We start from the raw sequence: 23,089 nt of genomic DNA on the forward strand, positions 1-23,089 counted from the left end.
CCGGTGCCGTACATGTTCGCCGTGCGCCACCGTCTACCAGTCGGCGAGGTCCACGAGGGCTGGATGCCGGGGATGTACGCAGGGGCCACGACGTCGTGGGGAATCTCGCGTAGAGGGAGGTGATGCCGTCCTCGCCGTCACCGGCGCGGACGGCGATCCGCACGGCGCCCGGGGCAGGCAGCACGCCGAGCAGGCGGCAGCCTTCGGAGAGGGGCGTTCCGGAAGTACGGCAGCAGACGACTGACAGCCGCCTGCTGCTCCCGGTCCGTGTTGTTGGAGTCGTCAGCGACGCCACGGCCCCGTGACCGCGAAGGTCGTGCCCGGGGTGTAGCAGTTGACGTACATCGTGTCGCCGTCGGGGGAGAAGGTGACGCCCGCGAACTCGCCCCATTCCGGTTCTTCGGGGGTGCCGATGTTCTGGGCGTTGCGGGCCATGGCGTAGACCTCGCCGCGGCGCGTGACGCCGTAGACGTGCTGGGCGCCGTTGCCGTCCTCGCAGACCATGAGGCCGCCGGAGGGGGCGAGGCAGATGTTGTCGGGGGATTCGCCGGGGAGCTGGAGGTCGGTGTCGGGGCCGAAGGCGATGACCAGGGTGAGGGTGCGGTGGTCGGGGTCGTAGCGCCAGATCTGGCCGTAGTGGTCGGCGGCCGAGCCGTCCGAGCTGCGGGCGAAGGAGGAGACGAAGTAGACGCAGCGCCCGCCCCAGTAGCAGCCTTCCAGTTTCTGCGCGTGAGTGATGCCCTTGGGGCCGAAGTCCTGGTGGCGGATGGCGGTGTGGGCGGCCAGGGGGTCGGGGACGTCGACCCATTCGATGCCGTCGAAGCAGGCGCCGGGCTCCTGGATGGGGGAGAGGTCGGGTACGCCCGGGACGCGCATCGCCTGCAGTCGGCCACCCGCGCGCAGTGAACCGAGGCCCCCCTTGGGCTTGTCGGGGAGGAAGCGGTAGAAGAGGCCGAAGGGGCGCTCGAAGGCGTCCTCCGTCTCGTAGACGACTCCCCGCTTCGGGTCCACCGCGATCGCCTCGTGCTGGAAGCGGCCCATCGCGGTGAGGGGCACGGCTCCCGAGCGCCGCGGATCGGCCGCGTCGACCTCGAAGATGAAGCCGTGGTCCTTGGTGTAGCCGTTGGTGCCGGCCTTGTCCTCGTTCTCCTCGCAGGTCAGCCAGGTGCCCCAAGGGGTGGGCCCGCCCGCGCAGTTGACCGCGGTGCCGGCGATGGAGACCTGTTCCGAGAGCACCTTGCCCCGGGCGTCGAGCGTGAGGGACGTACAGCCGCCCTTGGCCGCCGGGTCGTAGGTGAGGCCCTGGATCGTGGGGACCGGGATACGGCCGTTGTGGCGGTTCTCGTGGTTGCGGACGAGGTGGACACGGCCGTGTCTGCCGGGGAAGGCGGACATGCCGTCGTGGTTGCTGGGCACCGGGCCCTCGCCCGACCTGAGGGGGTCGCCCTCACGGGAGAGGACCCGATAGCGGAAACCTTTCGGCAGGTCGAGCAGGCCGTTCGGGTCGGGGATCAGGGGGCCGTAGCCGGAGTGGCCGAGGGTGCTCTGCGCGGTGGCCGTGCCCACGAAGAGCTCGGAGAGGGCTCCGGTGAACGCGATGCCTGCGATACCGGCGCCCGAGCGGGCGAGGGCCTGACGGCGGGTCACTGACACGGGGGACAACCTTCCTGCTGGCGGACAGGATGTGACCCGCCTGTGTGTATCACGTGGTCAGCGCCACGTGAACCACGCGCGTAGAGGTCGAGCGCGGAGTCGTCCTTCGTGTCACTCGGTCGGAGGGGGTGGGAAAGGTGGGGCGGAGGGAGGTGGGGGAGGGGTCTGAGGGCGCGAGGGCGGGGGTCCGGCGAGGGGCCCGCCTGGGAGCGTTCCAGGAAGCGGAGGAGTTCCACGGGGAAGGGCAGGACCAGGGTGGAGTTCTTCTCGGCGGCCACCGCCACCACCGTCTGCAGCAGGCGGAGTTGGAGGGCGGAGGGGGTGTCGGCCATCTCCTTCGCCGCCTCGGCCAGCTTTCTCGACGCCTGCAGTTCCGCGTCCGCGTTGATGATGCGGGCGCGGCGTTCCCGGTCGGCCTCGGCCTGGCGGGCCATGGAGCGCTTCATGGTGTCGGGGAGGGAGACGTCCTTGATCTCGACGCGGTCGATGGTGACGCCCCACTCCACGGCGGGACTGTCGATCATCAGTTCCAGGCCCTGGTTGAGCTTCTCGCGGTTGGAGAGGAGGTCGTCGAGGTCGCTCTTGCCGATGATGGAGCGCAGGGAGGTCTGGGCCATCTGGGAGACGGCGAAGCGGTAGTCCTCGACCTGTACGACCGCGTTCGCCGGGTCGACGACCTTGAAGTAGACGACCGCGTCGACACGGACGGTGACGTTGTCGCGGGTGATGCCCTCCTGGGCCGGGACCGGCATCGTCACGATCTGCATGTTGACCTTGCGGATGTGGTCGAGGCCCGGGACGACCATGGTGAAGCCGGGTGTTCTGGGGGTGCCGCGCAGTCGGCCCAGGCGGAAGACCACGCCTCGTTCGTACTGCTTGACGACTCGGGCCGCGGCGGCGACGTAGACGACCGCGGCGGAGCCGATCGCCGCGGCGGTGATGAGCAGCGTCTCGACCATGACGACCCCCTTGAGTCGTCCGGTGTGTGTGCGAATACCACGATATGTCGGAGGCGGGGGTGGGGCGACTGTCGGCCGGGAGCGGGAGCGGGAGCGGGGCGGGGCGGGGTGGAAGTGCTCCGGCGCTGGGGTCGGGCCGGGGTGGGAGGCGCTTGCCGACGCTAACAGGGTGCCGCCTGCGCCCACCCGTGCCGCCCCAGCGGCACGATTGCCCGCAGAAAAGGCGAGCCACGGCGTCGTGGAAAGGGGGTGTGGGACGAGTCGGTGCCCCGGCCTGAAGGCCGGGGCACCGGGGGCTGGCTGGGTCAGGGTGTGGCTGACGTGGTCTTTTCCGGTTCCGGGACTGTCATGCGTACCGGTTCCGTGCCCGTCGCGCTGTGGCGGGCCGCCCAGTTCTCCAGGGCGGTGCGGCAGGCGTGGTCCAGGTGGTGGAGGCCGGTGAGGTGGAGTTCCACCGGGCGGTCCTGTGGGAGGGACTCCAGGTCGTCCAGTATCTTCGGCAGGCGGAGGAAGGTCGCGTTGCCGGAGAGGTAGGCCTGGACCGGGCCGGCGCCCTTGTCTATGACCTCCAGCTTGATGTGAGAGGCCTCCCAGGCGGTCTTGGCCACGGACAGGGCCAGACCGATCAGCACGCCCTCGAACATGTTGACCGCGACGATCGCCACGGCCGTGGCGACCAGGATCAGCGCCTCGCCCCGGTGGCCGCGCCACAGGGAGACGACCCCCCGGAAGGGGATCAGCTTCCAGCCCGCGTGGACGAGGATGCCGGCCAGGGCCGGCAGCGGGATCAGCGCGAGCGCCCCCGGCAGCGCGGCCACGAAGAGCAGCAGCCAGACGCCGTGCAGGACGCGGGACGCCTTCGTCTTCGCACCCGCCTGGAGGTTGGCGGAGCTGCGCACGATCACCGCCGTCATCGGCAGCGCGCCCAGCAGCCCGCACACGGTGTTGCCGGCGCCCTGGGCGATCAGCTCCTTGTCGTACTCGGTGCGCGGACCGTCGTGCATCCGGTCCACGGCCGCCGCGCTGAACAGGCTCTCGGCGGAGGCGATGAGGGTGAAAGCGAGGATCGTGCCGAGCAGGGCCACGTCGGCAAGCCGGCCGAAGGCGTCCGGGCCGGGCGGCTGGATCACGTCCAGCAGGCCCTTCACCTCGACGTTCGCCACCGGCAGGCTGAAGGCCAGACTGGCGCCGGTGGCCAGCAGGACCGCGGCGAGCGCGCCGGGGACGAGCTGGACCCTCTTCGGCAGGCGCTTCCACAGCACCATCACGGCGATGGTGCCCGCGCCGACCGCCAGCGAGGCGAGCGCGGTGGTGCTGCCGACGGCGTCGACGAAGGCGCCGGGCAGGCCCGCGATCTTGTCGATGCCGGAGGCGGGGGCCTTCAGGCCGGCCGCCGCGTAGAGCTGGCCGGCGATGATCACCAGGCCGATGCCGGCGAGCATGCCCTCGACGACGGAGACGGATATGGCACGGAACCAACGGCCCAGCTTCAGCGCGCCCATGGCGAGTTGGAGCAGACCGGCGGCGAGCACGATCACGCCGAGGGCGGGCAGCCCGAACTGGCGGACCGCCTCGAAGACCAGCACGGTCAGACCGGCGGCGGGGCCGGAGACCTGGAGGCTGCTGCCGGGCAGCATGCCGGCGACGATGCCGCCCACGATGCCGGTGACCAGGCCGAGTTCGGCCGGTACCCCGGAGGCGACGGCGACGCCGACGCACAGCGGGAGGGCGACCAGGAACACGACGAGCGAGGCGCCGAAGTCCTGCCGCAGATGGGGAAACCTGGAGGACGGGGACGGGGGAGAGGTCCGGGAGTTCATCTCGGACACCTGGCCGCCGGTCACAGGGTCTCGAACTTGTCGGAGTCCACGCGGTGTTCGCGCACGGCACCCGTGTGGACCTCGTAGTACCAGCCGCGCAACCGCAGCCGGCCGTCCGCGAGGCGCTTCTCCACGCACGGGTAGGAGCGCAGGCGCAGCAGCTGGCTGAGGACGTGGTTCTGCACGCCGTCGGCGACCGTCGGGTCCTCGACCGCCCCTGCCGGGCGGGGGGTGGCGCTGGTCAGCCAGTCGCGTACGGCCGGTACGGCGTCCAGGTCGTCGCCGCGCACCAGGGCGCCCACGGCGCCGCAGTGCGAGTGTCCGCAGACCACGATGTCGGTGACGCCGAGGACCTCCACGGCGTACTCGATGGTGGCCGTCTCACCGGTGGGGCGGTCGGCGGTGTACGGGGGGACGATGTTGCCGGCGGTCCGCAGTTCGAAGAGCTCGCCGGGGCGGGCGCCCGTGATCAGGGCCGGGACGACCCGCGAGTCGGAGCAGGTGATGAACAGGACCTCGGGGGACTGGCCTTCGGCCAGCCTGGCGAACTCCTCAGGGCGCTGTCCGAACGTACGGGCGTTGTCGATGAGGGGCTGCATGATGGGGTGACTCCTCCTGGCGCGCCTCGTGGCGCGTCGGGCTTGCACGACAGAGTGGGGGGAACAGGCGCTCCGCGGCTCAGCAGCGGAGGACCTGGAGAGCGGCCGGGGTGTGGGCCGTGAGGGGTCTCGACGCCCGGTGGTGCGGGGCCGAGGGCCGTTCGGGTGCGCTCGCGGCCGCCGGGTTCTCCCCCAGCGGCGGACGCGCGGGCGTTTCGGGAACGGTGTGGGTGATGAGGCGATGCCGGTCGCGTGTGCGATGCGGACCGGTCGGGTCCTGTGAGGGTGCGCATGTGCGGTGGGTGGCCGCGGTGTCACGCAACGGCTTCGCGGTGGGGGTGTTTCCGGGCTCGGCTTTGGCCTTGGCGTGACCAAGCGTGTGCGCGGCTGCGAAGGATGTGGTGGGAGCGAAGAACGCCAGGGTGAGCAGGACGGCGGCTAGGGCCGAAAGGACGGTCCGGGTCGTCGTACCTCGCAATATGAGCCTCCTCGCTGGCAGTTCCGGGTGTCTCCCACGCGTCGACACTTGCTCGACTTGGTCAACCGATGGTCAACCGCTGGTCAAGAAACACGTTAACCCTGCAAAGTTGTTTGCAGGGTTAACTTAACGTTGCGAGCTGAAGAGAGCCTGAAAAGCGAGGGCGGGTTGGCTGGAACCAGCCCTTGACCTGGTGGAGTTCCGCTGGGTCGGGCTACGGCCGGTGGTGGTGTGCTCAGTGCTTCACGAGTCGCTCGGCGTCGCGCGCGAGGGCGGTGAGGCGGGAGATGGCGCGGAAGTACTTCTTGCGGTAGCCGCCGTTCAGCATCTCCTCGCTGAACAGCCGGTCGAAGGGCAGCCCGGACGCGAGCACGGGTACCTCGCGGTCGTACAGCCGGTCGGCGAGCACCACCAGCCGCAGCGCCGTGGACTGGTCCGGCACCGGCTCGACGTCCGTCAGACAGACCGCCTTCAGACCGTCCGTCAGGGCGCCGTACCGGCTGGGGTGGACGCGCGCGAGGTGGTCCAGCAGGTGCGGGAAGTCGTCGAGCGAGGCGCCCTCGGTGGCGTACGCCGCCTTGGTGACCTCCTCGTCGGAGTACGGGGCCGGGGCCTCGGGCAGACCGCGGTGGCGGTAGTCCTCGCCGTCGATGCGCAGGGAGCGGAAGTGGGCCGACAGGCCCTGGATCTCGCGCAGGAAGTCGACCGACGCGAACCGGCCCTCACCGAGCTTGCCCGGCAGTGTGTTCGAGGTGGCGGCCAGCGCCACGCCCGCGTCGACCAGCTTGCCGAGCAGGGTCGACACCAGGACGGTGTCGCCCGGGTCGTCCAGCTCGAACTCGTCGATGCACAGGAGGCGGTGCCCGGAGAGGGTCTGGACCGTCTTCTGGAAACCGAGGGCGCCGACCAGGTTCGTCAGCTCCACGAACGTGCCGAAGGCCTTGAGGGAGGGCTCGGCCGGGGTGGCGTGCCAGAGGGAGGCGAGCAGGTGCGTCTTGCCGACGCCGTATCCGCCGTCCAGATAGACGCCGCGGGGGCCCGCCGGGACCTTGGCCTTCGCCTTGCCGAAGCCGAAGAAGCCGCGTCGGCCGGCACCGGTCGCGTGCGCGCCCCCGAGTCCCGCCGCGAAACCGCTCAGGACACGGACGGCCTCGGTCTGGCTGGGCTGGTTCGGGTCCGGGAGGTAGGTGTCGAAGCGCACCGAGTCGAAGCGGGGCGGCGGCACCATCTCGGCGACGAGCCGGTCCGCGGGGACATGGGGCTCGCGGGTGCACAGGGACGCGGGAGCCGCTTCGGGTATCGAACCGAATCCGGACACGGTGGCTGAGGACGACGACACGGTTACCGAGTCTAAGGGTCGTGCCAGACTGCACGACATGCGACGCCTGTTCCCTGTGACCGAAGAGACAGCGGCCCGGACACCGGAAGCGACCGGTGGGGCGATGGCGGCCGAGGTGCCGACGGCGGACGGCGGTGAGGGCCCGGCGGGCGCCCGGACGCCGGGCGCGCGGGACGGCCGGCCCTCGGCGGCCGGGGCACCGGCGGACGGGGCGGCGGCGGAAGGGGCGTCGAACGTTGTCGAGCGGGAGTGGAGCCTCGACGAACTGGCGGCCGCGTACGCCTACCCCGAGCCCGCGCCCGGCGGGCGGGAGCCCTGGCTGCGCGCCAACATGGTGTCCACCCTCGACGGCGCCGCCCAGCACGACGGGCGCTCGCAGCCGATCTCCAGCGAGGCCGACATGCGGATCTTCGGCACGCTGCGAGGGCTCGCGGACGTGGTGATCGTCGGCGCGGAAACGGTACGGCAGGAGGGGTACCGTCCGGCACGCGCGCGGGAGGCGTTCGCCGAGGCGCGCCGGGCGGCCGGACAGACGGCCGCGCCCGCCGTCGCCGTGGTGAGCGCGAGCCTTGACCTGGACTTCTCGCTGCCGCTGTTCACCTCGCCGCTGACGCCCACGCTGCTGCTCACCGGTGCCGCCGCGGCCCCGGACCGGGTCGCCACCGCCGAGAAGGCGGGGGTCCGGGTGGTGGTCGCCGGAGACGGGATGGGCGTCGACCCGGCCCGTGCCGTACGCGCCCTCGCCGACCTGGGGCTGACCCGGCTGCTCACCGAGGGCGGCCCGCGCGTCCTGGGTCAGCTCGTCGCCGCCGACGTCCTCGACGAGCTCTGTCTGACGGTGTCGCCGATGCTCACGGCCGGGGACGCGCAACGGATCGCCGGGGGACCCTCGGTGGCGGTGCCCAAGCGCTTCGCCCTGGTGTCGCTGCTGGAGGAGTCCGGGTTCCTGTTCGGTCGTTACCGTCGTACATGAACGCGGGTCGGTCGTACGTGAAAGCGGGCGGAATCTACCGTTCCGTTTAGCTTTCGCCGGGCACACTAGAACTCTGAGGAGTGAGGGCCCGCGGGGCCCTCCGAGGAGAAGGGCGCCTGTGGTGTCGTTCACGAGCGTATTGATGATCGAGAAGGCTCTGACGTCCGCGGACGTCGAGTTCGTCACGACCCTGCACGGCGACGAGCGGGCCTCCTTCCACGTGCTGCTCCAGCCGCGCGGAAATCAGGCCGACCGGTTGCTGCGGGCCATCGACGACCTCGCCCTCGGTGAGCTGGACGAGGCGGCGCGGGAGGGGGAGATGCCGGAGGGGGAGCAGGCGATGGACGCCGGGGAACGGGCTCTGGAGGTGTCCTTGCAGGCACTGCGGGGGGCCGGGAGCACGGCGGAGGGGCGGTTGATCGAGGATCATCCGCTGGACGCGTTGAAGTCGCTGGTGGAGGAGGTTTCGGCCGATGAGGTGTTGGTGCTGACCGATCCGCATTACGTGGAGGAGTTCTTTCACCGGGACTGGGCCTCGCGGGCTCGGCACAAGGTGGGGGTGCCGGTGTTGAAGTTGTTCTCCCATGCGCGGGTGTGAGGCCGGGGGTGCCGTAGGGGTTGCCGTGTTCTGTCGGTGCGCGTGCGTCGTGGCTGGTCGCGCAGTTCCCCGCGCCCCTGGACGGCGGCTGCGCCGCCAGCCAGGGACGCGGTCCGTGGGCGGCTGCTGTACGGGCCTCCGTACAGCAGGCAATAGGCTGGGGGCGTCCGTCGGCTTCGTACGTCACCTGGAGAACACGCATGGCACCCGGCCTTCCCAGCGCCATGGAACGACCGCACTTCATCGGGATCGGTGGGGCCGGGATGTCGGGGATCGCGAAGATCCTCGCGCAGCGAGGGGCGAAGGTTGCCGGGAGTGATGCCAAGGAGTCGGAGACGGCTCAGGCGTTGCGGGCGCTGGGGGCCACCGTGCACATCGGGCACGCGGCGGAGCATCTCGCGGACGACGCGACCTGCGTGGTCGTGTCCTCGGCGATCCGGGCCGACAATCCCGAGCTGGCCCGCGCCGCCGAGCTCGGGATCCCCGTCGTCCACCGGTCGGACGCGCTCGCCCGGCTGATGGACGGGCTGCGGCCGATCGCCGTCGCCGGGACGCACGGCAAGACCACGACGACGTCCATGCTGGCCGTGTCGCTCGGTGAGCTGGGGCTGCGGCCGTCGTACGCCATCGGCGGCGACCTCGACGTACCCGGGTCGAACGCCCTGCACGGCGACGGGGAGATCTTCGTCGCCGAGGCCGACGAGAGCGACCGGAGCTTCCACAAGTACGCGCCCGAGGTGGCGATCGTCCTCAACGCGGAGCTCGACCACCACGCCAACTACGCGTCCATGGACGAGATCTACGAGTCCTTCGAGACGTTCGCCGGGAAGATCGTGCCCGGGGGCACACTGGTGATCTCCGCCGACCACGAGGGCGCGCGGGAACTGACCTCCCGGCTGTCCGGGGTGCGCACGGTGACCTACGGCGAGCGCGAGGACGCGGACGTACGCGTTCTGTCGGTCGTGGCGCAGGGGCTGAAGAGCGAGGTCACCGTTCTGCTCGACGGGCAGGAGATCGTCTTCACGGTGTCCGTGCCCGGGCGGCACTACGCCCACAACGCCGTCGCCGCGCTCGCGGCCGGTGTCGCGCTCGGTGTACCGGCGGACGCGCTGGCGCCCGCGCTGGCGGCGTACACCGGCGTGAAGCGGCGCCTGCAGCTGAAGGGCGAGGCGCGGGGCGTACAGGTCATCGACTCCTACGCGCACCACCCGACCGAGATGACCGCCGACCTGGAGGCCATGCGGGCCGCCGCCGGGGACGCGCGGATCCTGGTCGTCTTCCAGCCGCACCTGTTCTCCCGCACCCAGGAACTGGGTACCGAGATGGGGCAGTCCCTGGCGCTCGCGGACGCGTCGGTCGTCCTCGACATCTACCCGGCCCGCGAGGACCCGATCCCGGGGGTCACCAGCGAGCTGATCATCGACGCGGCCCGGACCGCGGGCGCGAACGTCACCGCCCTGCACGACAAGGCCGAGGTGCCCGCCGCGATCGCGGGAATGGCGAGGCCCGGTGATCTCGTTCTCACCATGGGCGCGGGTGATGTGACGGACCTGGGCCCGCGGATCCTGGACCGTCTTTCGAGCTGAGGGGCTGAGGTGCATGTCGTACGACGTCGAGAAGCCGGACGAGCAGTGGCGTGCGGAGTTGACGCCGGCCGAGTACGCCGTGCTGCGGCAGGCCGGCACGGAGCCCGCGTTCGTCGGTGAGTACACCGACACCAAGACCAAGGGCGTCTACTCCTGTCGCGCCTGCGGTGCCGAACTCTTCACCTCCGACACGAAGTTCGAGTCGCACTGCGGCTGGCCGTCCTTCTACGACCCGAAGGACAGCGACGCGGTGGAGCTGCTGCAGGACCGGTCGCACGGGATGGTGCGCACGGAGGTGCGGTGCGCCCGGTGCGGGTCGCACCTCGGGCACGTCTTCGAGGGCGAGGGGTACGCCACCCCCACCGACCAGCGGTACTGCATCAACAGCATCTCGCTGAGGCTGACCGCCGACGAGAGCTGATCGTCGGCGGGAGCCGGGGTTGACTACGTGACTACTGTGTGAAGGGTGTTGACACGAGAGGTCTCTCGGACCGAGCCGGGGGGCCTGCCGTGAACGGACTGGTGTACTTTCTGGCGGCCGCCACCCTGTGGACCGGCTTCGCCGCCCAGATGCCCGGCCTGTGGCGCGACCGGCGAGATCCGATGAAACGCGCGCTCTGCGCCGTGATCTTCCTGGCCGGGTTCTGCTTCGCCCTCGGCGCCCCGCCCACCGTCGGCTTCGTCAACCGTGTCGTCGGCGTTCCCAACGCCGCCGCCTGCCTCGCCTACGGCGCGGTGAACGCCTTCTCCGCCGCGTCCCTCGTACTGATCGTGCACTGGCGCGGTGCCGACGACCCCGCCCGGCTGCGACGGGTCTCCCGCCGGTGGCTGCTCGCCTACGACGTGGTCATCGCGGCGCAGACGGCGCTCTTCGTCGTCGGGGACGCGCCCGTCGAGCGCCTCGCCGACTTCGACACGTACTACGCGGACACGCCGTTCATCCGCGAGATGATCGTCCTCTATCTGGTGGCCCATCTGGTGGCCGCCCTCACCACCACGTTCCTGTGCTGGCGCTGGACCTTCCAGCTCAGCGGCTGGACACGACGGGCTCTGGCCGTGCTGGCCGTCGGGTGGCTGTGCACCAGCGCGTACGGCGTGCTCAAGATGGTGGCCGTCGTGGGCCGCTGGACCGGGCAGCACTGGGACCCGCTGAGCACGCGGCTCGCGCCGATGCTGGTCACCGTGGGCGCGGTCCTCACCTCGGTCGGCTATGTCCTGCCGCTGCTCGGACCGCGCGTCGACAGCCTGGTCGCCTTCCTGCGGCTCGGGCCGCTGTTCCGGCTCGTCGGCTCCGGGAGCGCCGGCCGCATCGGACGGAACGTGCTGCTGTCCTGGCGTTCCCTCGGCGACGTCGAACTGCGGCTGACGCACCGGACGACGGCCATACGGGACGGACTGCGGGACGTGTCCGTCCACTTCGACGAGGCGGTCCGTGAGCGGGCCTACCGGCAGGCGCTGTCCCTCGGCTCCAGTGCGGGTGAGGCGGAGGCCATCGGGGACGCGGCGATGGTGGCCGTGGCCGTGATGTCGGGGACGCGGGAGCGGGTCGGGGGCCGCGGCAGGGAGGCATACAGGGGGCTTGGATTTCGCCGCTCTGGAGGTGCTCGTGGGGATCGCTGGGGGCACGTGGGGCCTGCGGGGGCGAGTGCGGGTGCGGGTTCGATGGCCGGGGGCAGGGGCTGGACACCGGGCAGTCGGCGTTGATCCGGATGTCTCGGGCGGTGCGGGCGGGGTTGTGGAGGGGCGGTACGCGCGGAGCGAAGGGCTGGTAGAGAACTGTTCTTCGGCTGCGGGCCGGAGGGGCTTCTCGCGCCCACGCGGCGGAGCCGCATGTCGATACAGCCCCGCGCCGCTCAAGGGGCGCGTCTGTTGAGGTTGTCCAGGATGCTCCGTTCTTCTGGGGTGAGCGGAGGGCCCGACAGCGGGGGGACGAGCGGACCCAGGGCCGTGGACAGCAGGAGGGTGGGGTGGAGCAGGTGGAGGGCGTCCGCCTGGAGGGTGGTCACTCTGCACATCGCCGCCGAGACCCGGTACGAGCCGGTGGCCACGCGCGTCATGCGGCCGGTGTAGGCGGACAGCAGACGGTCGGCGAGCGTGGGGGACTTGCCCCGCACCCCCGGGAACCACTGGTCCTGGCCGACCGACATGGTCCACGCCGCGTTCACCACCTTCGCGGCGGCCCGCTGTACCCGCCGGGCCAGACCGGCGGCCCCGACACCGGTCCGGTCCAGCTCCCGGCGCAGCTCGCGCGCGCCCAGCGCGGCCACCGACATGCCCTGCCCGTAGACCGGGTTGTAGGTGGCGACGGCGTCCCCGAGTGCCACCAGCCCCTCGGGCCACCGCTCGGACTTCTCGAGGTAGCGGCGTTCGTTGCGGGTGCTGCGGCTGAGGGTCACGTCGGTCAGGGGTTCGGCGCCCGCGATCAGCCGGCCCACGAGGGGGTGGCGCAGGCCCAGGGCGAAGGGGACGAAGTCCTGCGGTGCGGCGGTGGGTTCGCCGCCCCGCGTGCCGGCGAGGCTGACCAGCCAGCGGTCGCCCTCGATCGGCAGGAGAAGTCCCGACCGGCCGGGCCGGCCGCCCGTCGGGTCCGCCGTCACCTGCGCCGGGGGGAAGTCCGCCGCGGCGACGGGGGTGCGGTAGAGGCGGGTCGCGTAGACGAGCCCGGAGTCGACCACGTCCTTGCGGATGCCCGTGATGCCGAGGTCCGCGAGCCAGTGCTCGACACGGGTGCCGCGTCCGCTCGCGTCGACGACCAGGTCCGCGCGCAGACGCTCCTCGGGCGCGCCCGCCCGCGCGCCCTCGCCCCGCTCTCCCCCGGCCGTGAACCGGACGCCGGTGACGCGCTCGGCGGTGCCGAGGAGGCCGGTGGCCGAGGCGCGCCGCACGCTGACGCGGGCGGTGCTCGCGAGAACGGCCTCCCGTACGGTCCGGTCGATCAGGTCGCGGCCGGCGATGAGCAGGGGGTGGGTGTCGTGGTGGCGGGAGCGGCGGTACCAGCCCTGCGGGCCCAGGGTGACCAGGCCGGAGGTGAGACCGCGCTCCCGGGCGCCCGCCGCCAGCAGCCGTTCGCGGACCTTGCCGCCCGGCACGAGTTCGTCGATGGCGTCACGGCCGCTGGGCAGGAGGAGGTGGGCGTGGCGACCCTGCGGAAGCCCTCTGCGCGGTCGGGGTTCGTCCGGAAGCTCGTCGCGCTCCAGCACGATCACCTCGTCGACGGACCGGGCCAGAGCCGCGGCGGCGAGCATGCCGCCCATGCTCGCCCCGATGACGACCGCGGTACGCGGCATGGGGTCCCCCTGCGCTCGACTGTGCCTGCCCGCACTCGACGAAAGCCCCCAGCGGGCGTCCGTGGCGCTGCGGACCCTAGAAGATCAGTCCAACCGTGCCCCGCACAAGGGGAGTTGATGTGCGGCAGGGCCCGCCCGCGGGTGCCCGTGGGCGGGCCCTCGTTCTGCGGGCCTGGCTCTTCCGCTCGTCAGGCGGTGGCGCGTACCGCCGCGCGGATCACCGCCGCGACCTCCTTGGGGCGGGAGACCGCCACGGCGTGCGAGGCGCCTCCAGTTCGGTGACGGTGGCGCCGGCGCGCTTGGCGCCGAAGCGCTCACGTCGGGGTTGATGGCCTCGTCCGCGTCGGCGACGACGGCCCAGGACGGCTTGGTCCGCCAGGCGGCGGTGGCGGCCGTCTCGGTGAACACCGAGGTCGAGAGCGGGCGTTGGGAGACCGCGAGGATCTCGGTGACCTCGGCCGGGACGTCGGCGGCGAAGATACCCGGGAAGGCCTCGGGCGCCCAGACGATCTGCTGACCGGCCCCACCGCAGGGCGCGCCCGGCACCCGCTCCCGGGCGCGCCCGCCCCTCCGCTCCGGGCCGACGGGAGCGGGGGAGCGGAGGGACGAGGGCGCGATCAGGGTGCCGCCGCGTAACAGCGGACGGCCACCGTCTGGTCCGGGCCCCACCGCTGTTCGACCGTGGCCAGCAGTCGCCGGCCGAGCCGTTCGTACAGGGCCGCCGTCGCGGTGTCGGACGCCACCACGTCGAGCACCGGGTGCAGTCCGCGCTCCCGCGCCTCGGAGGCCGCGCGGGTGAGGAGAGTCGCCCCGAGCCCTGGCCACGGGCCGACGGCGCGACGAAGAGGCGGCTGATCACGGCGATCCGGTCGGCTCCCGTCCCCGTCCGGGCACTCCCCAGCCCTGGCGCGGCATCGCCCGCGTCGCTCCGGGACAGACCGACGTGACCGGCGATCCGGCCGCCCTGTTCCACCACCCAGGAGGCGACGAGCGAGGGCGGCGACAGCCACTCGTCGGGTCGTTCGGGCCAGTTCACCGGATAGCCGTCGCGAGCGTGGACCTCCGCGAGCACACGGACACAGTCCCCCAGGTCGCCACCGTTGCGAGGCCGCACATGCCGGTCCGGATTCCCGGGGAGCGCGTCGGCGCCGGACGCGTTCTCGGCGGGTGCGTCGGCGCTGGGCGTGCTCTCGGCGGATGCGTCGGCGCCGGACGCGTTCGCGGTCAGTCGGTCGGCGCCGGGGGCGTCGTCACCGGACACGTTTCCGTCGGCCGCGTCGGCCTCGCCACCCCCACCGGCGTCCCCAGGTCTCGCCCGCCCAGCTACCCACCGGCCTCCCTCAGGCCCCTCCCGACGCGCCCGCACCGCTCGTCATCCAGCCTCGCGGGCAATCTTGACGTCGGTGATGTTACCGGTAACACTGCCAGTGGCCCAGTCACGGAGAGGCGGAGTCCCGCGTGCCCGACACACCGACCGCGCGAGAGGTGAAGTACATCCGACCGGCCCCGGAGACGAGGGTGTTCAGCTCTGCCGCCGTGGTCGCGTCCTGTGTCGGCTTCGTCCTCATCGGCGCGCTGCAGGCGCTGTACGGCCCCGCCATCCCCGCCTTCCGCGACGCCCACGACCTGTCGCCGTCGGCTGCCGGGCTGGGGCTGAGCGCCCACTTCGTCGGCGGTGTCGTCGGCGTGCTGCTCTTCGACCGGCTCTTCGGCCGCATGGGCAACCGCCGGATCCTCGGCGCCTCCTACCTGCTGATGGCCCTCGGCGCGGCGGGCTTCGCACTCGCCCCGAACTGGCCCGCCGGACTGGTGGCCGCCCTGCTCGCCGGACTCGGGTTCGGCGGCATCGACTACGGCCTCAACCAGCTCTTCGCCGTCGGCTTCGGCCACCGTTCGACCGCCATGCTGAACATCCTCAACGCCCACTTCGGCATCGGCGCGGTCCTCGGCCCCGCCCTGATCGCCGCCGTCGGCGCCGAGCACTACCCGGCGCTCTTCCTCGCCTTCGCCGCCGCCAACCTGCCCCTCCTGCTCTGCCTGCGGGGCGTACGCGACCAGGTGCCCCCGCCCGCCTCCGCCGCACCCGCCACGACCGCCGCACCCGCCGCGGCCCGCGCTCCGGCACGGTGGCGGGCGGCTCGGTGCTCGGCCGCAGCCTCGGCTCGGTGCTCGCGGTGTTCGTCACCCTCTACGTCCTGCACGTCGGCATCGAGGCGGGCGTCGGCGGCTGGGAACCCACCCACCTGGAGACGGTCGGATACGGCGCCGGGGCCGCCGCGACCGCCACCTCCGTGTACTGGCTGATGCTGACGGTCGGCCGTTTCCTGGTCGCCCCCATCGCCCTGCGCCACTCCCCGCAGACGATCATCACCGTCTCCTGCGCCGGTATGACGGTCTGCCTGCTGCTGGCCTCGGTGCCCTCACTCGCCCCCTACGCCTACGCCGGCGTCGGCCTGTTCATCGCGCCGATCTTCCCCACCGGCCTGCCCTGGCTGAACGCTGCCGCACCCCGCGCCCGCCGGGCCGGAGCGCTCGTCATCGCGGCCTCCATGATCGGCGGAGTGGCGGCGGGCCCGGCGCTCGGCAAGGCCATCGAGTGGTCCGGCGTCCGCGCGGTCCCCCTGCTGCTCGGCGCGGTCTCGGCCGTGTGCCTGGCGGCCACCCTCTGGCTCATCCGGGCCACCCGCTCCAGCTCCGGTTCGCCGTAGCCCAGTCGCTTCCCACCATCCTGCCCGTACGTCCCAGCCGAAGGGAAACAGCCTTGCGCTCGCCCGCTCTGACCACGTCGTCCGACGGTTTCCTCCTCGACGGTGAACCGTTCCGGATCATCTCCGGCGCGATGCACTACTTCCGCATCCACCCCGACCTGTGGGCGGACCGGCTGCGCAAGGCCCGCCTGATGGGCCTCAACACCGTGGAGACGTACGTCCCCTGGAACCTCCACCAGCCCGACCCCGACAGTGCCCTCGTCCTGGACGGCCTGCTGGACCTGCCCCGTTATCTGCGGCTCGCCCGCGAGGAGGGCCTGCACGTCCTGCTGCGCCCCGGCCCGTACATCTGCGCCGAGTGGGACGGCGGCGGTCTGCCCTCGTGGCTCACCTCGGACACCGACATCCGGCTGCGCTCCAGCGACCCCCGCTTCACCGACGCCCTCGACCGCTACCTCGACATCCTGCTGCCCCCGCTGCTGCCGTACATGGCCGCGAACGGCGGCCCGGTCATCGCCGTCCAGGTCGAGAACGAGTACGGGGCGTACGGCGACGACACCGCCTACCTCAAGCACGTGCACCAGGCGCTGCGGTCGCGCGGGGTCGAGGAACTGCTGTTCACGTGTGACCAGGCGGGCTCCGCCCACCACCTGGCCGCCGGGAGCCTGCCCGGCGTCCTGTCCACCGCCACCTTCGGCGGCAGGATCGACGAGAACCTCAAGGCGCTGCGGGCCCACATGCCCGAAGGGCCGCTGATGTGCTCGGAGTTCTGGATCGGCTGGTTCGACCACTGGGGCGAGGAGCACCACGTGCGGGACGCGGAGAGCGCCGCCGCCGACCTCGACAAGCTGCTGGCCGCCGGGGCCTCCGTCAACATCTACATGTTCCACGGCGGCACCAACTTCGGCTTCACCAACGGCGCCAACCACGACCAGTGCTACGCCCCGATCGTCACCTCCTACGACTACGACGCCGCCCTCACCGAGTCCGGCGACCCGGGCCGCAAGTACCACGCCTTCCGCGAGGTGATCTCCCGCCACGCGCCGGTCCCGGACGAGCCGGTCCCGGCACCCGCGCCCAGACTCTCCGGCCTCACCGTGGAGCTGGACCGCCGGGCACCCCTGCTGCCGTACGCGACCACCCTCGCGGGCGCCGCCGTGGCGCGCAGCGAACACCCGCTCACCATGGAGGAGTTCGGCCAGCGCTCCGGTTACGCCCTGTACCGCACCACGCTCCCCGAGGCGGGCGACGGCCTGCTGCACTTCGCCGGCGGGGTCGGCGACCGTGCCCAGGTCTTCGTGGACGGCGCCCCCGTCGGCGTACTGGAACGCGAACGCCACGACGAGACGCTGCCGCTGCGCGTCCCGCGCCCCGGCGCCACGCTCGACGTGCTGGTCGAGAACATGGGCGGCGTCAACTACGGCCCCCGCATCGGCGCCGCCAAGGGACTCCTCGGCCCGGTCACCTTCAACGGCACCGCCCTGCTCGGCTGGGACACCTACCGCCTCCCGCTGGCCGACCTGTCCACGGTCCCCTTCGCGGCCGCCGACGCGACCCCGGTCACCGTCCCCGCCTTCCACCACGGCACCTTCGACGTCGACACCCCCGCCGACACCTTCCTGTCGCTGCCCGGCTGGACCAAGGGCCAGGCCTGGATCAACGGCTTCCACCTCGGCCGCTACTGGAACCGGGGCCCCCAGCGCACCCTGTACGTCCCCGGCCCGGTCCTGCGCCCGGGCAGCAACGACCTGGTCCTGCTGGAGCTCAACGCCACGACCAGCACACGAGCGGAGTTCACGGACACGCCCGACCTGGGCCCGGTGAAGCCCTGATGACGCGGCCGCACCGCGTGCGCCTCCGAGGGAGCGGCGCCCCCTCGCGGCGGGGCCACCTGCCCTTCGCCGACGCGCCCGGCGTGCCCGACCCCATCGAGGTCGGCAGCCGGGTGCTCACGCGGGGCGGCCGCCCCTGGTTCCCCGTCTCCGGCGAGTTCCACTACTCGCGCTACCCGGCGGGGGAGTGGGAGGAGGAACTGCTGAAGATGAAGGCGGGCGGGGTGACGGTCGTCGCCGCGTACGTCATCTGGATCCACCACGAGGAGCGCGAGGGCCGCGTCCGCTTCGACGGCGACCGTGACCTGCGCCGCTTCGCCGAACTCTGCGCCCGCCACGGCCTGGACTTCGTCCCCCGTATCGGCCCGTGGGTGCACGCCGAGGTACGCGACGGAGGCCTGCCCGACTGGGTGCTGGCCCGCACGGACTCCCCGCGCACCGACGATCCTGCCTACCTCGCCCCCGTCCGCACCTGGTACGCGGCCGTCGCCGAGCAGCTCCGCGGCCTGGGCCGGGCCGACGGCGGCCCGATCGTCGCGATCCAGATCGAGAACGAGCTGTACGACCAGCCGGACCATCTGCTCACCCTGAAACGCATGGCCCAGGAGGCCGGTCTGGCGGCACCCCTGTGGACGTCGACCGCCTGGGGCGGGGTGCGGCTGCCGCCGGACGAACTCGTCCCCCTCTACGGCGGCTATCCCGAGGCCTTCTGGACCGAGGCGGACGGCGGCTGGCCCGACACCTGCCGCAAGCACTTCTTCTTCACCCACCAGCGGGACGACGAGGGCATCGGCGCGGACCTGCGCCCGACGACGGCGCGGGGCGGCGACCCGGAGGTGCCGACGGATCGATTCCCCTGGGCCACCTGCGAGTTGGGCGGCGGCATGGCGGTGGCGTACCACCGTCGTCCGCGTGTCGAGGCCGCCGACGTCGGCGCCCTCGGCCTCACCAAGATCGGCTGCGGCTCGGTCTGGCAGGGCTACTACATGTTCCACGGCGGCACCAACCCGCCGGGCGACCTCACCCCCCTTCAGGAATCCCACGTCACCGGCTACCCCAACGACCTCCCCCGCCTCAGCTACGACTTCCAGGCCCCCCTCGGCGAGTACGGCCAGTACCGCCCCTCCTACGACGAACTCCGCCTCCAGCACCTGATGCTGGCGGACTTCGGCGCGCTGATCGCCCCCATGGAGTCCGTCCTGCCCGAGTCGCTCCCCGTGGGCCAGGACGACCGGGGGACACTGCGCTGGGCGGTCCGCGCCGACGACCGCTCCGGCTTCCTCTTCGTCAACAACCACCAGCCGCACGAGCCGCTGCCGGACCACCCGGACACGTCCTTCGAGGTGGAGTTCCCCGGGGACGGTGAGGTGCTGTCGCTGCCGAGCGCACCCGTCACCATCCCCCAAGGAGCCTATTTCTGCTGGCCGTTGCGGCTGGAGGTGGCTGGGCTGCGGCTCGACTGGGCCACCGCGCAACCCGTCTGCACGGTCGACGACGGCCGCGGCCGTACGATCCTGGTCCTGGCCGCGACCGACGGCATCGCCCCCGAACTCGCCCTGGACCTGCGCACCGTGACGACCGTGGCCGCGCCGCCGGGCGCCGAGGTCACGACCGCGGGCGACCGGGCCCTGGTGACGGGGCTGCGCCCCGGCACGGACGCGCTGGTGGAGGTCGACACCGCCGACGGCCGCCGGGTCGGCCTGCTGGTCCTGGACGCGGCGACGGCCCGCACCGCCTACCGGGGGCCCGCCTGGGGTGCCGAGCGGCTGGTCCTGCCGGCTGACGGCGGTGTGGTCTTCGACGCCCACGCGGACGAGGTACGCCTCCACTCCGCGGCCGGGGAGCCGTCGTTCGCCGTCCTGCCCGCACCGGAGCGGGCGCCGGTGATGACCGGGGCGACGGTGAAGGAGGCGGTGGAGGGGGTGTTCGTCCGCTACACGCTGGTGGTGGCGGCGGCGGAGGAGGAGGACGGGCGACGCGGCTCCGGTGGGTCGGACGGTGCGCTGCCCGTCACGCTGGTCCGCCCTCCCGGTGAGGCACCTCCGGTCACGACGGGTGTGCTGGGGCGGGCGAGCGTGCCGGCCGACGAGTATTTCGACACGGTGGCCGCCGAGTACGAGGTCGTCCTGCCGGACGATCCGCGGCCCGGCGCCCTCCTTCGGCTGCACTGGACCGGTGATGTGGCGCGGGCGTACGCGGGGGAGCGTCTTGTCGCCGACCAGTTCTTCTCGGGGCGGGTCTGGGAGATCGGTCTCGATCGGTTGCCCGCGGGGGTGTTGCGGCTGCGGGTGCTGCCGCTGGCGGGCGGGGCGCCGGTGTATGTGCCCGGCCGGGCGGGTGCTTCGCCGATTCCGGCGGAGGTCCTGCGGGCGGAGTACACGACGGTCCGAACCTGGCCCCTCCGGCCGGGCTGACCCCACGGCTCCCCTCGCCCCCGCCGCCCCTACCCGTCCCATCCTCAGGGGCTGCGCCCTTCGACCCCGACGTCCGCCCGGTGGGGCTTCTCGCGCAGTTCCCCGCGCCCCTCAAAAGCAGGGGCTGCGCCCCGTGCTTCTTGACGAAGGGCCGAAGGCCCTTCAGGGGCGCGGGGAACTGCGCGACCAGCCCCCACCGGACCCGCACAGGGGGTCATGGGGGCGCAGCCCCTTGAGGATGGGACGGGTAGGGGCGGCGGGGCGAAACCCTCGGACCTATCCTGTGGCCCCAAACCCCACCCCACCCCACCCCACCCCACCCCACCCCACCCCGCCCAACCCCCACCCCCGTCGAAAGGAAGCAGCCGCATGCCACCAGGCACCACGGACGGCGGTGCGGCCGGAGGCCCCGGCGGAGCCCGCCGCAGCCGCCGTAACTTCGCCGGCTCCCGCCCGGTGATGGACGACGTCGCCCGTCTCGCCGGTGTCTCCAAACAGACCGTCTCCCGCGTCCTCAACGACAACCCGGCGGTCCGGGCGGAGACCCGCGAGGCCGTGCTGGAGGCCATGCGGACGCTCGGCTACCGCCCCAGCCGCAGTGCCCGTTCACTGGCCAGCGGCCGCACCCGAATGCTCGGCGTGATCTCCTTCGACGCGGCCCGCTTCGGCCCCGCCTCCACCCTGACCGCGATCAACACGGCCGCCCAGAGGGCGGGGTACCTCGTCAGCTCCATCGCCCTCGACACGGCCGACCGGGACACCGTCGTGCAGGCGGTGGACCGGCTGTCGGCCGAGGGCGCGGACGGGATCATCGTCATCGCCCCCCAGCGGCCCGTCGCCACCGCGCTCGCGCGGGCCCGCCCGGACACCCCGCTGGTGATGCTGGACAACGGCCTCGGCGACGGCACCCCCGTGGTCTCCTCGGACTTCACGGCGGGCGCCCGGCTGGCGACCCGGCATCTGCTGGACCTCGGCCACCGCACCGTCTGGCACATCGCGGGCCCCACCGGCTGGACGTCCGCCGACCGACGCGCCGCGAGCTGGCGCGAGACCCTGCGGGACGCCGGCGCACGCGTCCACGAGCCCCTGGTCGGGGACTGGAGCGCCGACTCCGGCTACGTGCTGGGCCGGAGCCTCGCGGCCCGCCCGGACGTCACGGCCGTGTTCGTCTCCAACGACCAGATGGCGCTGGGTCTGCTGCGCGCCCTGCACGAGGCGGGACGCCGGGTGCCGGACGACGTGAGCGTGGTCGGCTACGACGACATCCCGGAGGCGGCGCACCTGTCGCCGCCGCTGACGACGATCCGTACGGACTTCTCCGAGATCGGCAGGCGGGCGCTGCGGCTGCTGCTGGCGCAGTTGGACGATCCGGAGGACGTGGGGGAGGGGTTGGAGAGGGAACCGGTGATTCCGGTCGAGCTGATCGTTCGTGACAGTACGGGGACGGCGGGGTAGGTTCCGGGCGCCCACGGGGCTGCCATGGTGGGGTTTCGGGCGACCGCGGGTTCGGTGGGGGCTGGTCGCGCAGTTCCCCGCGCCCCGTCTGGGGCCCCTGGCGGGCCCCAGACGGTCGCGCCCCCGGCCCGGCGTCGAGAAGCAGGGTCAGGGGCACGCCGTCCTAGCTCACGGCTTTCTCGCGATCGCGCCGTACATCGCGATGTCCTCGTCGCGGATGTTCTGCTCGCCCGTGCCGTCCGGGTGCCACTTGTGGACCTGGACGATGCCCGGCTCGACGAGTTCCAGGCCCTCGAAGAACTCGTGGGCCTCGTCGATGGTGCGCAGCCGCATCGGCATGTCGCGGGCCGCGTACTCGCGGGCGACCCGGCCCACCTCCTCGGGGGCGAACTCGGCGGTGCCGATGGTCATCGCCAGGTAGCTGCCCGAGGGGAGGGGTTCGAGGAGCCGGCGGACGATGCCGACCGCGTCGTCCTCGTCCAGCACGAAGTGGACGATCGCGATCACGGTGAGCGCGACCGGCTCGTTCAGGTCGAGGGTCTCCCGGAACTCGGGAGAGCCGAGGACGGTCTCCGGATCCTGGAAGTCCGCCTCGATGTACGCGGTCCTGCCCTCGGGGGTGCTGGCCAGTAACCCCTGGGACAGCGTGAGGACGATCGGGTCGTTGTCCACGTAGACGACCCGGGACTCGGGGGCCACCGACTGGGCTATCTCGTGGAGGTTGGGGGAGGTCGGGATGCCGGTTCCGATGTCGAGGAACTGGCGCATGCCCGCCTTCTCGGCGAGCCAGCGCACCGCGCGGTTCATCCAGTCGCGGTTGGCGCGCATGTGGACCGGCAGCGCCGGCCACTCGTGCGCCATCGCGTCACCGGCCTCCTTGTCGGCCGGGTAGTAGTCCTTGCCGCCGAGGATGTAGTCGTAGATACGCGCGGAGTGCGCGTGCTCGGTGTCGATCCGGTCGGCCGGCCATCCGTTGTCGGGCAACGCCGTCCCTCCCATCAAGTCGTTCTGTCCAGGTGCACGATCGGGCAGGCCCCGGGGGTTCGACAAGTGCCGGAACCCCCGGATCCACAAACAGGTGGTGCGTCAACGAGGCGTGAGAGCAAGCAGGTTGTGCGGTTCAGAGCAGGAAGTCGGCCTCGCCCGCTTTCACGCCGGCCAGGAAGGTGGTCATCTCACGGGGGGTGAAGAGCAGCGCGGGGCCGTCCGGGTCGGTCGACTGGCGTACGGCGACCCGGCCGTCGGCGAGCTTCTTCACCTCGACGCAGGCGCCGCCCGCGTCGTCGCTCCACGGCCGGTGCCAGTCCTGGGCGCCGAGGTCGCGGGCGGGCATGCCGTTGCGGACGTCGTGGTGTACTCCGGGGGTCGTTGCCTGGGATATGCGGTGG

General features: G+C 72.3%; 16 protein-coding genes and 3 pseudogenes. 9 read left to right on the forward strand and 10 right to left on the reverse strand.

Translation table 11 applies throughout. The features are described from left to right. Positions 1–282 precede the first annotated feature (282 nt). From E4N62_RS07830 to zapE, 5 genes are all read right to left on the reverse strand, one after another. Positions 283–1,647 carry a PhoX family protein gene (locus E4N62_RS07830; protein ID WP_230214060.1) on the reverse strand — a complete coding sequence of 455 codons (1,365 nt, stop codon included), beginning with the start codon at positions 1,645–1,647 and terminating at the stop codon, positions 283–285. After that, positions 1,644–2,612 (reverse strand): slipin family protein, encoded by a 969-nt coding sequence (locus E4N62_RS07835; protein ID WP_230213157.1) that lies wholly within the window; start codon positions 2,610–2,612, stop codon positions 1,644–1,646. The genes E4N62_RS07830 and E4N62_RS07835 overlap by 4 nt, the downstream gene beginning before the upstream one ends. A gap of 305 nt (positions 2,613–2,917) precedes the next feature. Continuing rightward, positions 2,918–4,432, reverse strand: coding sequence for a SulP family inorganic anion transporter (locus E4N62_RS07840; RefSeq protein WP_230213159.1), 1,515 nt, complete (start codon positions 4,430–4,432; stop codon positions 2,918–2,920). Between the two features lie 20 nt (positions 4,433–4,452). After that, positions 4,453–5,031, reverse strand: a complete 579-nt coding sequence (locus E4N62_RS07845; protein ID WP_230213161.1) for a carbonic anhydrase — start codon at positions 5,029–5,031, stop codon at positions 4,453–4,455. A 713-nt stretch (positions 5,032–5,744) separates the two neighbouring features. Beyond that, positions 5,745–6,887 (reverse strand): cell division protein ZapE, encoded by a 1,143-nt coding sequence (gene zapE / locus E4N62_RS07855; RefSeq protein ID WP_268269138.1) that lies wholly within the window; start codon positions 6,885–6,887, stop codon positions 5,745–5,747. Here zapE and E4N62_RS07860 point away from each other — a divergent pair. The 5 genes from E4N62_RS07860 (at position 6,886) to E4N62_RS07880 (ending at position 11,709) form a co-directional block, all read left to right on the forward strand. Then, positions 6,886–7,821, forward strand: coding sequence for a pyrimidine reductase family protein (locus E4N62_RS07860; protein WP_230213178.1), 936 nt, complete (start codon positions 6,886–6,888; stop codon positions 7,819–7,821). The two genes, zapE and E4N62_RS07860, sit on opposite strands and share 2 nt — an antisense overlap. Before the next feature lie 142 nt (positions 7,822–7,963). Then, the gene (locus E4N62_RS07865) at positions 7,964–8,419 is read left to right on the forward strand and encodes an indole-3-glycerol phosphate synthase (RefSeq protein ID WP_230214061.1); all 456 of its coding nucleotides are present in this window, start codon (positions 7,964–7,966) and stop codon (positions 8,417–8,419) included. A gap of 200 nt (positions 8,420–8,619) precedes the next feature. Further along, a complete protein-coding gene (murC, locus tag E4N62_RS07870; protein WP_230213180.1) occupies positions 8,620–10,005 on the forward strand; it encodes a UDP-N-acetylmuramate--L-alanine ligase in 1,386 nt (461 codons plus the stop codon). Positions 10,006–10,018: 13 nt separating this feature from the next. Beyond that, positions 10,019–10,426, forward strand: a complete 408-nt coding sequence (msrB, locus tag E4N62_RS07875; RefSeq protein WP_184900575.1) for a peptide-methionine (R)-S-oxide reductase MsrB — start codon at positions 10,019–10,021, stop codon at positions 10,424–10,426. 89 nt (positions 10,427–10,515) lie between these two features. Further along, positions 10,516–11,709 (forward strand): MAB_1171c family putative transporter, encoded by a 1,194-nt coding sequence (locus tag E4N62_RS07880; protein WP_230213183.1) that lies wholly within the window; start codon positions 10,516–10,518, stop codon positions 11,707–11,709. Positions 11,710–11,858: 149 nt separating this feature from the next. Here E4N62_RS07880 and E4N62_RS07885 read toward each other — a convergent pair whose 3' ends face one another. The 3 genes and pseudogenes from E4N62_RS07885 to E4N62_RS49310 form a co-directional block, all read right to left on the reverse strand. After that, positions 11,859–13,292, reverse strand: coding sequence for an NAD(P)/FAD-dependent oxidoreductase (locus E4N62_RS07885; RefSeq protein ID WP_230213185.1), 1,434 nt, complete (start codon positions 13,290–13,292; stop codon positions 11,859–11,861). Between the two features lie 188 nt (positions 13,293–13,480). Beyond that, positions 13,481–13,793, reverse strand: a pseudogene (locus E4N62_RS07890) (alpha/beta fold hydrolase); the annotation flags it as partial. 116 nt (positions 13,794–13,909) lie between these two features. After that, positions 13,910–14,364 (reverse strand): annotated as a pseudogene (locus tag E4N62_RS49310) (GNAT family N-acetyltransferase). Between the two features lie 446 nt (positions 14,365–14,810). Between E4N62_RS49310 and E4N62_RS07900 the strand changes: the two are divergent. The 4 genes and pseudogenes from E4N62_RS07900 to E4N62_RS07915 all read left to right on the forward strand — a co-directional run bounded on the left by E4N62_RS07900 (position 14,811) and on the right by E4N62_RS07915 (position 21,701). After that, positions 14,811–16,000, forward strand: a pseudogene (locus tag E4N62_RS07900) (sugar MFS transporter). Between the two features lie 53 nt (positions 16,001–16,053). Continuing rightward, positions 16,054–17,832: a beta-galactosidase family protein gene (locus E4N62_RS07905; RefSeq protein ID WP_230213188.1), complete on the forward strand. Its 1,779-nt coding sequence runs from the start codon at positions 16,054–16,056 to the stop codon at positions 17,830–17,832. Next, positions 17,832–20,246 (forward strand): beta-galactosidase, encoded by a 2,415-nt coding sequence (locus E4N62_RS07910; RefSeq protein ID WP_230213190.1) that lies wholly within the window; start codon positions 17,832–17,834, stop codon positions 20,244–20,246. The genes E4N62_RS07905 and E4N62_RS07910 overlap by 1 nt, the downstream gene beginning before the upstream one ends. Positions 20,247–20,615: 369 nt before the next feature. Further along, positions 20,616–21,701 carry a LacI family DNA-binding transcriptional regulator gene (locus E4N62_RS07915; protein ID WP_230213192.1) on the forward strand — a complete coding sequence of 362 codons (1,086 nt, stop codon included), beginning with the start codon at positions 20,616–20,618 and terminating at the stop codon, positions 21,699–21,701. A gap of 168 nt (positions 21,702–21,869) precedes the next feature. Here E4N62_RS07915 and E4N62_RS07920 read toward each other — a convergent pair whose 3' ends face one another. Together E4N62_RS07920 and E4N62_RS07925 are read right to left on the reverse strand one after the other, a co-directional pair. Continuing rightward, complete coding sequence (locus E4N62_RS07920) at positions 21,870–22,685, reverse strand: SAM-dependent methyltransferase (protein ID WP_184900595.1); 816 nt, start codon at positions 22,683–22,685, stop codon at positions 21,870–21,872. Between the two features lie 136 nt (positions 22,686–22,821). After that, positions 22,822–23,034 (reverse strand): DUF397 domain-containing protein, encoded by a 213-nt coding sequence (locus E4N62_RS07925; protein ID WP_045559951.1) that lies wholly within the window; start codon positions 23,032–23,034, stop codon positions 22,822–22,824. Between the last annotated feature and the right edge of the window lie 55 nt (positions 23,035–23,089).

The organism is Streptomyces sp. MNU76, assembly GCF_020982545.1.
Taxonomy (GTDB): domain Bacteria; phylum Actinomycetota; class Actinomycetes; order Streptomycetales; family Streptomycetaceae; genus Streptomyces.

What these genes read in the sequence shown, in the direction of transcription:
- E4N62_RS07885 (WP_230213185.1), bottom strand. Translation starts at nt 13,292, where the DNA reads ATGCCGCGTACCGCGGTCGTCATCGGGGCGAGCATGGGCGGCATGCTC.
- E4N62_RS07910 (WP_230213190.1), top strand. Translation starts at nt 17,832, where the DNA reads ATGACGCGGCCGCACCGCGTGCGCCTCCGAGGGAGCGGCGCCCCCTCG.
- E4N62_RS07845 (WP_230213161.1), bottom strand. Translation starts at nt 5,031, where the DNA reads ATGCAGCCCCTCATCGACAACGCCCGTACGTTCGGACAGCGCCCTGAG.
- E4N62_RS07840 (WP_230213159.1), bottom strand. Translation starts at nt 4,432, where the DNA reads ATGAACTCCCGGACCTCTCCCCCGTCCCCGTCCTCCAGGTTTCCCCAT.
- E4N62_RS07860 (WP_230213178.1), top strand. Translation starts at nt 6,886, where the DNA reads ATGCGACGCCTGTTCCCTGTGACCGAAGAGACAGCGGCCCGGACACCG.
- murC (WP_230213180.1), top strand. Translation starts at nt 8,620, where the DNA reads ATGGCACCCGGCCTTCCCAGCGCCATGGAACGACCGCACTTCATCGGG.
- E4N62_RS07865 (WP_230214061.1), top strand. Translation starts at nt 7,964, where the DNA reads ATGATCGAGAAGGCTCTGACGTCCGCGGACGTCGAGTTCGTCACGACC.
- zapE (WP_268269138.1), bottom strand. Translation starts at nt 6,887, where the DNA reads ATGTCGTGCAGTCTGGCACGACCCTTAGACTCGGTAACCGTGTCGTCG.
- E4N62_RS07915 (WP_230213192.1), top strand. Translation starts at nt 20,616, where the DNA reads ATGCCACCAGGCACCACGGACGGCGGTGCGGCCGGAGGCCCCGGCGGA.
- E4N62_RS07835 (WP_230213157.1), bottom strand. Translation starts at nt 2,612, where the DNA reads ATGGTCGAGACGCTGCTCATCACCGCCGCGGCGATCGGCTCCGCCGCG.
- msrB (WP_184900575.1), top strand. Translation starts at nt 10,019, where the DNA reads ATGTCGTACGACGTCGAGAAGCCGGACGAGCAGTGGCGTGCGGAGTTG.
- E4N62_RS07925 (WP_045559951.1), bottom strand. Translation starts at nt 23,034, where the DNA reads ATGCCCGCCCGCGACCTCGGCGCCCAGGACTGGCACCGGCCGTGGAGC.